This window comes from Vibrio sp. B172a (assembly GCF_030248355.1).
GTDB lineage: Bacteria > Pseudomonadota > Gammaproteobacteria > Enterobacterales > Vibrionaceae > Vibrio > Vibrio owensii.
Genome location: NZ_JAHGAC010000001.1, coordinates 335084 through 347472 on the forward strand (window position 1 = coordinate 335084; position 12389 = coordinate 347472).

Annotated in this window: 14 protein-coding genes and 1 riboswitch; of the genes, 5 read left to right on the plus strand and 9 right to left on the minus strand. The window is 45.3% G+C overall.

Features of this window, described 5'->3' with window-relative positions; genetic code table 11:
- Window positions 1-15: 15 nt before the first annotated feature.
- The 7 genes from KIT90_RS01395 to KIT90_RS01425 form a co-directional block, all read right to left on the minus strand.
- Window positions 16-432 carry a MarR family winged helix-turn-helix transcriptional regulator gene (locus KIT90_RS01395; RefSeq protein WP_005439069.1) on the minus strand — a complete coding sequence of 139 codons (417 nt, stop codon included), beginning with the start codon at window positions 430-432 and terminating at the stop codon, window positions 16-18.
- Complete coding sequence (gene dmeF, locus KIT90_RS01400; RefSeq protein ID WP_285374611.1) at window positions 432-1346, minus strand: CDF family Co(II)/Ni(II) efflux transporter DmeF; 915 nt, start codon at window positions 1344-1346, stop codon at window positions 432-434. The genes KIT90_RS01395 and dmeF overlap by 1 nt, the downstream gene beginning before the upstream one ends.
- A 223-nt stretch (window positions 1347-1569) precedes the next feature.
- Entirely contained in the window at window positions 1570-2133 is a 564-nt protein-coding gene (locus KIT90_RS01405; protein ID WP_306309986.1) for an HD domain-containing protein, read from the minus strand.
- A 146-nt stretch (window positions 2134-2279) separates the two neighbouring features.
- On the minus strand, window positions 2280-3284 hold the full coding sequence (locus KIT90_RS01410; protein WP_285374616.1) for a GTP-binding protein: 1005 nt from the start codon (window positions 3282-3284) through the stop codon (window positions 2280-2282).
- A complete protein-coding gene (locus KIT90_RS01415) occupies window positions 3274-3834 on the minus strand; it encodes a carbonate dehydratase (protein WP_005531901.1) in 561 nt (186 codons plus the stop codon). Before KIT90_RS01415 ends, KIT90_RS01410 begins: the two co-directional genes overlap by 11 nt.
- A gap of 148 nt (window positions 3835-3982) precedes the next feature.
- Window positions 3983-5317 (minus strand): dihydroorotase, encoded by a 1335-nt coding sequence (locus KIT90_RS01420; protein ID WP_285374618.1) that lies wholly within the window; start codon window positions 5315-5317, stop codon window positions 3983-3985.
- A 104-nt stretch (window positions 5318-5421) separates the two neighbouring features.
- Window positions 5422-5880 (minus strand): Fur family transcriptional regulator, encoded by a 459-nt coding sequence (locus KIT90_RS01425; protein ID WP_264407893.1) that lies wholly within the window; start codon window positions 5878-5880, stop codon window positions 5422-5424.
- Window positions 5881-6059: 179 nt separating this feature from the next.
- Here KIT90_RS01425 and KIT90_RS01430 point away from each other — a divergent pair, with 179 nt between their 5' ends.
- A complete protein-coding gene (locus tag KIT90_RS01430) occupies window positions 6060-6908 on the plus strand; it encodes a patatin family protein (RefSeq protein ID WP_009706261.1) in 849 nt (282 codons plus the stop codon).
- A 174-nt stretch (window positions 6909-7082) separates the two neighbouring features.
- On the opposite strand, the gene KIT90_RS01435 is transcribed toward KIT90_RS01430, so the two are convergent.
- Window positions 7083-7931: a pirin family protein gene (locus tag KIT90_RS01435; protein ID WP_285374625.1), complete on the minus strand. Its 849-nt coding sequence runs from the start codon at window positions 7929-7931 to the stop codon at window positions 7083-7085.
- A gap of 321 nt (window positions 7932-8252) precedes the next feature.
- On the opposite strand from KIT90_RS01435, the gene KIT90_RS01440 reads away from it, so the two are divergent.
- From KIT90_RS01440 to KIT90_RS01455, 4 genes are all read left to right on the plus strand, one after another.
- A complete protein-coding gene (locus tag KIT90_RS01440) occupies window positions 8253-8465 on the plus strand; it encodes a cold-shock protein (protein WP_005439099.1) in 213 nt (70 codons plus the stop codon).
- A 297-nt stretch (window positions 8466-8762) separates the two neighbouring features.
- Window positions 8763-8972 carry a hypothetical protein gene (locus KIT90_RS01445; RefSeq protein WP_005452681.1) on the plus strand — a complete coding sequence of 70 codons (210 nt, stop codon included), beginning with the start codon at window positions 8763-8765 and terminating at the stop codon, window positions 8970-8972.
- A gap of 62 nt (window positions 8973-9034) precedes the next feature.
- The gene (locus KIT90_RS01450; protein WP_285374628.1) at window positions 9035-9175 is read left to right on the plus strand and encodes an adenosine deaminase; all 141 of its coding nucleotides are present in this window, start codon (window positions 9035-9037) and stop codon (window positions 9173-9175) included.
- Between the two features lie 279 nt (window positions 9176-9454).
- A riboswitch (purine riboswitch) is annotated at window positions 9455-9554 on the plus strand.
- A 95-nt stretch (window positions 9555-9649) separates the two neighbouring features.
- On the plus strand, window positions 9650-10654 hold the full coding sequence (locus KIT90_RS01455) for an adenosine deaminase (protein ID WP_285374631.1): 1005 nt from the start codon (window positions 9650-9652) through the stop codon (window positions 10652-10654).
- A gap of 76 nt (window positions 10655-10730) precedes the next feature.
- On the opposite strand, the gene KIT90_RS01460 is transcribed toward KIT90_RS01455, so the two are convergent.
- Window positions 10731-12365, minus strand: coding sequence for a diguanylate cyclase (locus tag KIT90_RS01460; RefSeq protein WP_285374633.1), 1635 nt, complete (start codon window positions 12363-12365; stop codon window positions 10731-10733).
- Window positions 12366-12389 lie beyond the last annotated feature (24 nt).

Consider the following 12389-nt stretch of genomic DNA (forward strand, 5'->3'; position numbering starts at 1 on the left):
GGTTTAAAAAACCAATCAAAATTCTCGATTCATCTTCTCTAAGCAGGCGAACAAAATCGCTTGATGCTCGGGGTCGATATTACGCGTTAAATCTTGAACCAAATCTAAATGCAGTTGATTGTGATGACGGTGAATCTCTTCACCCGCTGGTGTGAGCTTCACAACAATTGCGCGACGATCTTCTGGGTGCGGGCAACGCTCAATAAGCTCTGCTTTCACCAGTTTCTCAATTTGAACCGTCAGCGTACCCGTCGTGATACCGAGTTTCTCGGCCAACTCTTTCATACGCATTGCACCGTGCCCACCCAACACTTCGATGGTGTGAGTTTGAGCCAGTGAATAACCCGTTTCTTTTACTACAGATTGCTCCCAAGAAGACATTTTGTCATAGAACTCGGTAAGCGTTTGATTCAGCTTTTCTAATTCGCGCATCAGTCAGTCGTTTGAACTTCCAAAGTCAGGTGATGAATCTTATCAAATTTACTCAATAATTGCTTAAATTCATCCAGCGTTTTGTCGCTATGATTTTTGAGTGCGATTGCCGCAGAGTAATGGTGACCACTCACTTTCCAGATGTGTAAATCAACGATCTCGGCATAAGGCGTGAGTGTCTCTGTAATCTCATCTCGGTAAGACTTATTGATGCTCTCGTCCAGTAATACAGGCGCCGTTTGCTTCATTAAGCCCAAAGTCCATTTACCAATCACAACGGCACCGACAATCCCCATCATGGCATCTAACCAAACCCAACCGTAAAGCTTACCGACAATCAGCGCCACAATCGCCAGCAAAGACGTCAATGTATCTGCCAGCACATGGAAATACGCAGCGGTTAAGTTGTGGTCGTGATGATGTTCGTGCTCATGTTCGTGAGAGTAGTGATCGTGATGGTCATGCCCATGATGATGGTGATCTTGCAGAAGTAGCATGCTTGCAAGGTTAACCACTAGACCAATTACCGCCACCATGATCGCTTCGTTAAATTGGATACTCTCTGGATTAAAGAGACGATGAATCGACTCGACCATCATCATCAGTGCCACAATCCCCAACGCAATCGCGCTGGTAAAACCGCCAAGTACACTGACTTTGCCCGTACCAAATGAGAAGCGGTCATTGTGCGCGTTTTGTTTCGCGTAGCGGTAAGCAAAAAGAGTAATACAAAATGCCGCTGCGTGTGTGCCCATATGCCAGCCATCTGCGAGCAATGCCATTGAGCCAAACATGGTTCCGGCAGCAATCTCCACCACCATAGTGGTCACGGTTAGAATCAATACGTAGAGCGTGCGTTTTTCACCCTTTTGGTTATGAGAAACGAAATCATGTGAATGTTGCGATACAGCCATTGCGACACTTACCTTCCAATTTTAGTTTGATTATCAAATTATTTGATTTTAATTTAGTTTGACCATCAAACAATGTCAACCTAGGAAAGCAATTTGATCAAAGAAGAGAGAGAAAAAGGATCTTGCTGAGCGCAGAAAACGCAAATGTAATAAAGCACTTAAGCTCGCTAGAGAAGCCTAAGTGCTTTTAAAGAAAGTGATGTTCTTGAGTAGAGAGTCGGGACTAACGATCAGCTAATCGGCGGGTATCTTCATCGATGATCGCTCGAAGCGCTTTGGTCAGCTCATCAAAATCGGTGTGCTTTTTGCCATATTCCAGATTAAACGCGTAATTGAAATCAGCAGGGTTATCACCTTGCGTGTGCTGCAAAATGGTTTCTAACTTATCCAACGCTTTGGTGAGTCGAGCTTCTTCGGTGGTGGCACTGTCATATTCCAACCAAAGGCCCAACAACTCCTGTTGCAGAGATGCGTCTAGTGGAGCGATAAGCTGCTTCAAATCCGCCAGTTCTAGCGCGCTTTTATTCAACCCATCGTGTTGCTCCAACGCTGAAATGTCGCCACTCACGGCTTCTGCTAAGTCATGCACAATGCAAAGCTTGAGCACTTTTAGCATGTCTAAATGCGGGTAATGTTCTCCCACCAGCATGGCAAGCAAACACAATCGCCATGTATGCTCAGCCGTGCTCTCATGGCGACCAGATGATGTCCAAGCGGTACGTAAGGTGCTTTTGAGCTGCTCCGCCTCACGCAGAAAAGTAAGAATGCCGGGTAGCTTGTCGATCATATCAGTGCTCATGTTTCAATGTTTTCAAGAAGAGTAACGGATCGGACTGAACCGGAAAAGCACAAACGACAGGGAGAAAACAGGAAGCTATTAGAAGAATAGAAGAAGACTCAGACACTCATATGGAAAATGCCTGAGCCTATAGATCACGCCAATTCACACGAAAGCAGTTTGGCTTCAAATTGATCGTCAATGCTGTCTGCAATCAATTCGATGCGGCTTTCGGCACAATCATCCAACTCCACTTCGGTTAGTCCATCTGGCGTTAAGTTGTAGCCATAAATGCCATCGCTCGTAATAAACACGGCTTTCATGCGCTCGACTTCTAGCTCTACCAACAAAGGAATTAGCTTCCGACGGTCAAACACTTTCTCCGGCGAGAAGCGCCAACCGACACTTTGGAAGCCTTCTCCTTCATTGGTCGCTTTAATAATGCCACTTTCAGGCATTGGCATGTCTGAAGCCAACGGCTTGTCACTCGCATGATGGTGGTGATGGTGTGGCGGATGCTCATGAATGGTGGTTTCGCCTTCGAATTCATGAAAAGGAATCACACCATGTTCCGCGAAAATCACTTTTGTATTTGGACGACCAACTTCCGCCACGTAAGCTTCTAGCTTCTGGGTATCACCCTGTTGATAGAGATCGAGCTTGTTACCCACCACTGTATCGGCAATGGCGATTTGCTGATTGAATGTATCGTGCTCGGTGTAACGAAGGTCTGCCAGCTTACGAGCATCAACTAAAGTGATGTTCTTTTGTAGCGACAACACTTGTCGATAATGATCCGTCGATAAAACCTGTAACACCTCTTTTGGGTGCCCAAGACCAGTCGGCTCAATCAACAAGCGGTCGGGCTTCGCTTCATTCAGCAGTTGATTCAGTGCGATTTGCATGGGTAATCCCGCCGCACAGCACATACACCCGCCGGGTACTTCACGAATAAAGACTTGCTGCTCTTCGCTTTGCTGCCCTTGAACCAAGCTGCCATCAACACCGATTTCGCCAAACTCATTCACCAAAACAGCCCAGCGTTCGTTCTCTGGCTTACTCGCCATCAGGTTCAAAATCGCAGAGGTTTTACCTACGCCCAAAAACCCGGTAATAATGTTAGTTGGAACCCCAAGTATGGGCTGATTATCAGAGCTCATTGGCAATTCTCCTGTAGCCTTGAACCAGTTCGTGGTTTGCTGAAACCACAGACTCCGAAAACGCCGAGTATTCTGGCGGCACTTTCGAGATGCTGTTTAAATCAAAATCGGCGCCGATATTGGTCATCGGCGGAACATGGAAGTTCTCTGGCAAGTCTAGTCCATCCACCACACAGTTATGACGAATCACACAACCTGTACCAATCACAGCATTAAACACCACGGAGTTAAAACCGATAAACACGTCATCACTGACTTCACATGGGCCATGAATAATAGAACGGTGCGCAATCGAAGAACGCTCTCCAATGGTCACAGCTGCACCTGCTTTTGAGTGGATAACGACGCCATCTTGAATGTTGGTATCGCGCTTGATCACGATGGCTTCCATGTCGCCTTGCTCGTTCACTTCATCGGCACGAATCACCGCGTAAGGACCAATAAAAACGTTATCTTCTATGATTACTTTGCCACAGATGATCGCCGTTGGATCAATGAACGCCGTTTCCGATACTTCCGGCATGTGACCAGTAGGATTTCTTCTTAACATATTGATTTCTCTTTATTCGGTGCCTTAGAGACACTCAAGCTACGACAACTATACTTCTACAAATAAAGCCCAAAGAAAGCGGATAAATGTAAGCTTTCGAAAATAAACTGAGCTTTCAAATAATCTAAGTTTCTGAAAAACGTGAATCCTAGCGATCGAATACCAATCGCATGGCGTGTGCAGCCTGCTCATTCACTTGTTGGTTGGCATACACTAAGCCGCCATTGACCCATGTATTCTTAATTTCAGCCGAGAACTGATGACCAGCAAACGGCGACCAACCACAATGGTACAGGCTGTTCTCGTTCGTCACTGGCGTTGGTGCTGCTGTATCAACAAGAACCAAATCAGCAAAGTAGCCTTCACGAATAAAACCGCGCTCTTGAACACCATAACGAATCGCTGGGTTATGAGCCGTTTTCTCTACCACTTGCTCCATCGTCATGTGCCCACGGCTCACTTGATCAAACAGCGTCAATAGTGCGTGCTGCACCAAAGGTAAGCCAGCAGGTGCTTGGTCGTAAGATACTTGCTTTTCTTCCCAAGTGTGCGGGGCATGGTCCGTCGCAATAATATCAATCTGACCTGTGCTTAATGCCTTTAGTAGCGCGTCACGATCGCTTGGGTACTTCACCGCTGGGTTGCATTTAATTTGGTTACCACGATCTGCATAGTCTTCATTGCTAAACCAAAGATGGTGAACACACGCTTCTGCGGTGATGCTCTTACCTTGAATCGGGCCCGCTTCAAACAAAGCCAATTCTTTTGCTGTTGTGATATGCAGTACGTGCAGTTGGCTGTTGTGCTTCTTCGCTAACTCAACGGCATAAGAAGAAGAGGCATAACAAGCTTCATCATCACGAAGTACAGGGTGGTCTTCAATGGTGAATTCCGACTTCTCTTTCAACAGACGTTCTTTGTTCTGAGCAATGACAGAGCCACTTTCACAGTGCGTTACGATCAATACTGGCGAATCACGGAAAATCTCATCCAATGCTTGCTCGTCTTCCACCAACAAATCTCCGGTAGATGCGCCCATAAAGACTTTCACACCACAGTGCTTCTTTGGATCGAGTAATTTGATTTGCTCAAGGTTGTCTTCTGTTGCGCCAAGGTAGAAAGAGTAGTTAGCCAGAGAGCTTTGTTCCGCGATAGCAAATTTGCGTTCCAACGCTTCAATCGTTGTGGTGGCCGGGCTTACGTTTGGCATTTCCATGAAGCTCGTGATGCCACCAGCGACGGCTGCGCGTGATTCGGTTGCAATAGAGCCTTTGTGAGTCAGCCCTGGTTCGCGGAAATGTACTTGGTCATCGATCATTCCAGGGATCAAATAGCAACCTTTTGCATCGACAACGACATCACTTTCCCTTGCTGCTATGTCAGTTGCGATAGTTTCGATTCGTTGATCGACAATTCGCAAATCGGTTTCGGTGATGGTTCCTTCATTTACTACACGGGCGTTTTTAATGAGCGTTGCAGACATAGCGGTTCAGAATCTCCTTGCTTATGATGCTAATGGTTGGGATGTATTTGAGGAAAAGGCGACGACGACGTCATGGTGTGAGCCAAACTCAATAAAAAGCACGGCTATTTGGTGTCAGCGCAGTCATCACATACACAATTGATTTCTAATTGAGGGCTAACGACGGTAAACCCCTCTTGTTTTGCATGAGATTTAAGACCGTTAATCAATTTGGGATCGATGGCTTGTTCGCTGATCTTGTTGCACTTGGAACAGATAAGAAATTGAGGGATACCGTGCTCGTGTTCGCAGAGAATATGGGAGCATACGATGTATTTATTGGACACTTTAAGCTTGTGAGCCAGATGCTCTCCTTCAAGAAAATCCAAGATTCGATAAACGGACATAGCCTGAATATTCTGCTCAAAATGGGCTTTGCAATAATCCACTAACTCATAAGCTGATAACGCCTTATCGGCATGGACCAAGGCTTTCAACACCAGTTTTCTCTTAGAAGTTAATTGCTTTCCCTGAGCCTTAAAACTCTTCTCAACATGCTCAATAATGGCGTCAATATTGCTCACTCTCACCTCACACAAGACACACGCTACCTTTTAATAATTTTGATTATTGTTATGTTATAACATAAAAAATAGATTCATCAAGGTGAGACCAAAGTGAACGCGACTTGGGAATGCGCATTAGATCCGTTACTCTAATTAGCTCGTATCCCAAATCAGAATAATCAAAACGGATGGCTAGAATGGAACACGTTGGCTCTCGGGCACTGGTTGTTGAAGGCGGTGCCATGCGCGGGGTATTTTCCTGCGGCATACTCGATCATTTTATTAAGCAAGACTTCTCCCCGTTTGACAGTTTTTGGGGCGTTTCGGCAGGCGCGAGCAACTTAGCCGCATACCTTGCAAAAATGCCGGGAAGGAACCTCAAAATCTATCTCGATTACAGCTTACGTAAAGAGTTCATTTCTCCCACTCAACTGCTGCGTGGCGGTGACATGATGGACTTGGATTGGATGTGGGATATCACCCTTAAAGAACTCGATATAGATAGAGATGTGCTTTCTGCAGATCCCCGACCTTTCTTTTTAGGGGTCACTAGACAAGACAACGGGCAACCAGAATACCTCACGCCATCCATTCAAATGTTGGCAGAAACCATGAAAGCCAGTAGCGCCCTGCCCATCATGTACCGAAACGGTGTCGCTTTAGATGGTGTGAGATATGTTGATGGCGGCGTAGCGGATGCGATTCCCGTCGCCGAAGCCATTAAACGTGGCGCGACCAGAATCATGGTGTTAAGAAGTCGGCCAGCCAGTTATCGCAAATCCAAACCTAAACTTGAAAAGCTCACTGCACGCCTGTTGAAAGATCACCCTGCTTTGGTGGAGCCAATGCTCACGCGTCATATTCGCTATAACCAGAGCTTGGAATTGATAGAGAATCCACCCGCTGGCGTTGAGATCATTCAAATCTGTCCGCCAGAAGGCTTTAAGTTAAAACGCTTGAGTCGCTCGCCAGAACCATTGCGCAAAGCTTATGAATTGGGCTTGGAGTTTGGCAAGCATGCCATAACGCGTTGGGAACAGAGCTAAACACCACTTTCAAAACGCAGCAGAATAAAAAAAGCCACACCATGTTAGTGTGGCTGATGCAAATTCGATGGCAGTGGATATCGTCTTTGCTTGCGTATGAGCCCAATGCACGGACTCCAAATCACTTAGGGGTCACCAATCGTGCTAATTCAGTGCGCACGACTGTCGGTCAAACTAATACGTTTCAAACAATCCAGAGTTGTAATCTTGAATCGCTTGTTCAATCTCTTCGATGCTATTCATGACAAACGGACCGTAATGCACGACAGGTTCATCAATTGGTTCACCGATAAAGAGCAGTACGCCACTGGTATCATTTGATTGAAGCGTCACCAACTCACCTTTAGAAAGCAATGCCATTTCTCCCTGCATGACAACGCGCTCTCCAATAGCAATGCTGCCTTTATAAGCATAGACCATCATATTGTGATCGTTAGGTGTCATCAGGTTTAACGACGCGCCTTGGTGCGCTTGCCAATCAGCGACCGTCACAGGTACACCAGTTTTACTCAATGGCCCATGAATCACTTCACCATCAATGTTCAGCTCACCAGAAATAACGCGAACTAAGCCATACGCCTCTGCGCGATGTTCGGTAATGGTTTCCGGTTGGAAGTCGTGATATTGCGCCGGAGCCATCTTGTCTCGCGCTGGTTGATTAATCCAAATTTGGAAACCGTGCAGCTCACCGCCTTCCATTATTGGCATTTCACTATGAATGACGCCTCGCCCAGCTGCCATCCATTGCGCACCGCCGGAGCGAAGTTCACCGACATTATCCATGTGGTCACGATGTTGGAAGTGTCCCGTTAACATGTAAGTCAGCGTTTCAATGCCTCGGTGTGGATGCGGAGGGAACCCGCCTACGTAATCAGCTCTTTGGTCTGATTTCAGTTCATCTACCATCAAGAATGGTGAAAAGCTCGCATTGTTAAAGCCTGCGACACGGCGAATTTTCACGCCGTCACCATCAGCAGTTGCATGTGATGGGATAATCTGACGAATCTCTCTCACTGTACTCATAATCTTGCCTCCCTTTAGGATATGAGTTGATTCTAGAGAGCAAGTACTGAGTTTATGAGGGGGAAAAATTGTTCTACTTCATCAACTTTTTCGAACGAAAAAAATGAAAAATAAATGTAGCTATTTTTTAAACACCCTGTATAGTGGCGGCTGGCTCTAGAAAAGAGCTGTTAATGCTACATTTAGTTTAAGTTCCCTCTCAGTAACATCCTGAATCTTCGGTTCAGACTCCTGCGTAAAACTTCCTCTTGATTGCACATTCAATAGCTTAAAAAAGATCCACCACAATTCGTATATTATTGTTTAATTTCAGAGGTTTTTATGTCTGGTAAAGTAACTGGTTCAGTAAAATGGTTCAACGAAACTAAAGGTTTTGGTTTCCTAACTCAAGACAACGGCGGCCAAGATGTATTCGTACACTTCAACGCTATCGTTGCTGACGGTTTCAAAACTTTGGCTGAAGGTCAGAAAGTAAGCTTCAACGTAGAAGATGGTAAAAAAGGTCCTCAAGCGACTGAAGTTACTCCTCTATAAGATAGCTTTTCTTGGTGCAGCATTTCCTCGCTGCACCAAACTCTCTCCTCCTTCAAAAAATTCCTCACACTTAATACTCAGCAATCAAATATTGCTCGGTTTTCTGCTGCCTAAAATAAATGGGCTGCACCACTGTATCCATCGTTGGAATAAGGTATCTGTCGTCAGATCACTGTTACCATCGTTGGTATGTAAATTACTAAAATTAGGAAAAATCATGTCTAGAAGAACAGGTCGTCAAAGACACTGGTATCAATTATCGAATAAAGAAAAGATCACAAAGAAACAGGAGAATAAATGATAGAGATTGAATTCCGTTTAAAACAACCCGACATCTCTTGGAACGCCAAAATTCATCAACTTAACAGTGATATTTTAAGGCGCCATATATTGCCAAAACTCCAATCCGCTTGCTATCTCATTGATTTTAAATACTGTGAGAAAACCTACTCCGGTGACATTCTGTGTGACTCAGGTTCAAAGCTAGGAAGTTTTATTATTAAATAAATCAGTTTCGTGCATTAATAATTAATGTGGAAATTTAGGAAGAAATTCCCAAGGTGAAAAACATGGCAAATAAAAGCAAGAAGCAAATTGAGCAAGAAAAGAAAGAGTCCGAACAAAACGCTGCTGCGTTAAAACAACAAACTCGCCGCCGAATTGAGGACATCATGGAGCAAAGAGAATTTGATAAAATGTTCGAGCTATAAATACATTCCCTTTCATTTCCTTTTCTCTTCTCAATTTAAAGTATCGATGTGCAAGGTATCGCCACCCCTTCTCTCAGTTCACAATGAGCAACGCACAATAAAATCGATATGACTCCCAATGTTTCTCGCATGATGTGATTCAGTATTAGCCACTGAATATTCGACTCAGCTAGGTGTGTGCTGACAACGAAACCATCATGCGATGAAATCGCTCCCTTATCCCTTATCCCAAAGAGTTACAATTTACTCACTAGCTCTAGCCAAGCCCCAATTTTTGCGTATAATCGCAACCGTTTGCTTCGTATAACCCCAATGATATGGTTTGGGGGTCTCTACCAGCTCCCGCAAAGTGCTGATTACGAAGAGTCGAGATCACTGTGGATCTTACTCTTTGTAATGGCGTTCGATTTTTCTCAATCTATACCTATTCTTAGAGTAATTGCATCCACGTAAAAGCATAAGAAGAGGTGGAATATGAACGCATTTATTCAAGGTCTTCCAAAGGTAGAGTTACACTTACATATCGAAGGTTCGCTAGAGCCAGAACTGTTGTTTGAGCTTGCACAGCGCAACAACATCGACATTCCATACGAATCACCACAAGCACTGCGCAAGGCGTACGAGTTCGAAGATTTGCAGTCTTTCCTAGATATCTATTATCAAGGTGCTAACGCACTTCGCACGGAACAAGACTTCTATGATTTGACTTGGGCATACCTAGAGCGCTGCAAAGCCGACAACGTTATCCATACTGAAATCTTCTTTGACCCACAAACCCACACCGACCGTGGCATTGAGTTTGAGACTGTTATCAATGGTATTCACCGAGCAATGCAAGATGGTAACGAGAAGTTAGGTATCACCTCTCAAATCATTGCGTGCTTCTTGCGTCACCTATCGGAAGAGAGCGCGATTGAAACACTGCAGTCCATTGTTAAGCACAAAGACAAAATCGTCGGTGTTGGTTTGGATTCTTCAGAGCTTGGACATCCGCCAGAGAAGTTCAAACGTGCGTTCCAACAAGCAAAAGAAGCCGGTTTGCTCACCGTGGCACACGCAGGAGAGGAAGGTCCGGCACAAAACATCATCGATTCTGTCGAGATGCTGGGCGTTAGCCGCGTTGACCATGGTGTTCGCTGCGTTGAAGATGCATCGTTGGTCGAAGCGCTTATCGAAAGTAAAATGCCACTCACGGTATGCCCGTTATCGAACATCAAGCTTTGCGTGTTTGACGAAATGGAGCAGCACAACATTGTCGATTTGCTACGTAAAGGTGTCGCGGTAACCATTAACTCGGATGATCCGGCGTACTTTGGTGGTTACATGACAGATAACTTTATAGCTGTCAGCAATGCGCACCCAATGACGAAGCCAGAGTTGGCTCAGTTTACGATCAATGCGATTAATGCGAGCTTTATCAGCGAAGCACTTAAAGCCAAATACCGTGCTCAAGTCGCTGATTACTTAGCGAATCACTGATTATAAATACAAACCAATAAGGGCTAGTTCGCTAGCCCTTATTTTGTTGTTTGCTATACGTAATTCACCACGTACCTCATGATGTGTCTCGCTCGGTTTTAACACAGTTTCTTCCCGCATTTTTCGCAACATAGAGCGCCTTATCCGCTCTTGCGACCAGATCATCAAAACTGTCTTCCAACTCTAATGTGGCAATACCCGCACTGAACGTTACTTTCGAAACGGGGCTGAAATCCTCATCCTCAAGCGCCTCTAAACGACTTTGCGCCCATTGCTTTGCCTTCTCTAAAGATACCTTTGAAGCGACGATGACAAACTCCTCCCCGCCCCAGCGCGCCAACATTCCCTCTTCCAAAGGGCCTTGAGCGAGAAAGTCAGCAATATGCTTCAACACATCATCCCCAACATCATGCCCAAAGGTGTCGTTGACCTCTTTGAAATGGTCGAGATCGAGCAAAATCAATGAGACAGGCCAACTGTGCGCTCTTGCTTTCTGAAGCTGCTCGTTGACTTTGGTGATCAGTGCACGGCGGTTAAATAAGTTAGTGAGCGGATCATGCATCGCCAACCACGTAAGCTTGTGGTTGTTTGCATTGAGCAAATTGACCGAGTACGCCAACTCTTGGTTCGCTGTGTTGAGCTCTTGCGTTCTGAGCGCGACCACTTCCTCTAACTTTCTATTGTGCTGATGGATTTCATCAAAGGTGTTTCTAAATGCATTGGAAAGCTGGCCGATTTCATCTTTCGAATCGTAGCCAGAAAACGTGGTGTAATGGTTGTTCACTGCGTTTTCAACGTCGTACGTCAGCTCCAAAATCGGTCTTGTGATGGAATTGGTGAGGTAAAACACGATAGGCATAAAGACAACAATCACCACCGATGAAGTAATCGCAACATCTTCTAGTAGCTCATTGATATCGAGGAAAATATCGGACTCTTCCGTAGTCACGAAGAGCGTCCAATTAGGCAAGGTGTCGATTTTAGCAAAGGTCACGATCTTGGCTTCATTCACCTTTCTGTCGTAGTAGTGGCCGTGTCCGACATTTTCCCAATTGGTTTGCACTGCAATGTCTGCAAAGCCTTCAAAACCAACTCGCTCACCTTCAAATATATTGGCGTGCAAAATCAGAGAACTGTCGGGGTGAGAGACCACCGTTCCGCTGCTATCAGAGATCCAAGCATAACTGCTGTTACCTAACTTTACTTTCGACAAACGCTGCGCGAGGTAGTCTACGGAGATAGACACACCGACAATCCCTTTCCAGTTATCCGCTTCGTCATACACGGGCACACCAAGGGCCACAACGGGCGTTTTGACCAGTAAGCCGATGTGCGGTGCCGTGATGTGATAATCCGCGCTTTTCCATCGAGCGTCTTCTACAAATTCAGGCCACTCAATTTTGATGGTTCTGCCTTTGTGATCAATGAGATTCCAATGTTCATCGACGAAAAGCGTATTAATCACGGACTTCTTAGACATGCTTTTGAGCCATTTAAGCTCTTCGACAATAAAGTCTATATCCCCTTCTTGCACACGTTGATGACCACTGATGGTTTGCAATGACGCCACATGTCGTTGCAGTTCTTGACTGATGACGTCTGAATGAAGGTTGGATAATTGGATGGAGTTTTCTAAGGCGACACTAAAGATCCGTTGCCGCTCTTTAAAGTACAACACGGCGAAAAGAATCAGGACGAAACAAATCGTCATTACTGAGTACGTAACGACAAACTT

Excerpts from the sequence above, each read along its gene's own strand:
- KIT90_RS01395 (WP_005439069.1), bottom strand. The coding sequence starts at position 432 with ATGCGCGAATTAGAAAAGCTGAATCAAACGCTTACCGAGTTCTATGAC.
- dmeF (WP_285374611.1), bottom strand. The coding sequence starts at position 1,346 with ATGGCTGTATCGCAACATTCACATGATTTCGTTTCTCATAACCAAAAG.
- KIT90_RS01405 (WP_306309986.1), bottom strand. The coding sequence starts at position 2,133 with ATGATCGACAAGCTACCCGGCATTCTTACTTTTCTGCGTGAGGCGGAG.
- KIT90_RS01410 (WP_285374616.1), bottom strand. The coding sequence starts at position 3,284 with ATGAGCTCTGATAATCAGCCCATACTTGGGGTTCCAACTAACATTATT.
- KIT90_RS01415 (WP_005531901.1), bottom strand. The coding sequence starts at position 3,834 with ATGTTAAGAAGAAATCCTACTGGTCACATGCCGGAAGTATCGGAAACG.
- KIT90_RS01420 (WP_285374618.1), bottom strand. The coding sequence starts at position 5,317 with ATGTCTGCAACGCTCATTAAAAACGCCCGTGTAGTAAATGAAGGAACC.
- KIT90_RS01430 (WP_009706261.1), top strand. The coding sequence starts at position 6,060 with ATGGAACACGTTGGCTCTCGGGCACTGGTTGTTGAAGGCGGTGCCATG.
- KIT90_RS01435 (WP_285374625.1), bottom strand. The coding sequence starts at position 7,931 with ATGAGTACAGTGAGAGAGATTCGTCAGATTATCCCATCACATGCAACT.
- KIT90_RS01440 (WP_005439099.1), top strand. The coding sequence starts at position 8,253 with ATGTCTGGTAAAGTAACTGGTTCAGTAAAATGGTTCAACGAAACTAAA.
- KIT90_RS01445 (WP_005452681.1), top strand. The coding sequence starts at position 8,763 with ATGATAGAGATTGAATTCCGTTTAAAACAACCCGACATCTCTTGGAAC.
- KIT90_RS01450 (WP_285374628.1), top strand. The coding sequence starts at position 9,035 with ATGGCAAATAAAAGCAAGAAGCAAATTGAGCAAGAAAAGAAAGAGTCC.
- KIT90_RS01455 (WP_285374631.1), top strand. The coding sequence starts at position 9,650 with ATGAACGCATTTATTCAAGGTCTTCCAAAGGTAGAGTTACACTTACAT.
- KIT90_RS01460 (WP_285374633.1), bottom strand. The coding sequence starts at position 12,365 with ATGACGATTTGTTTCGTCCTGATTCTTTTCGCCGTGTTGTACTTTAAA.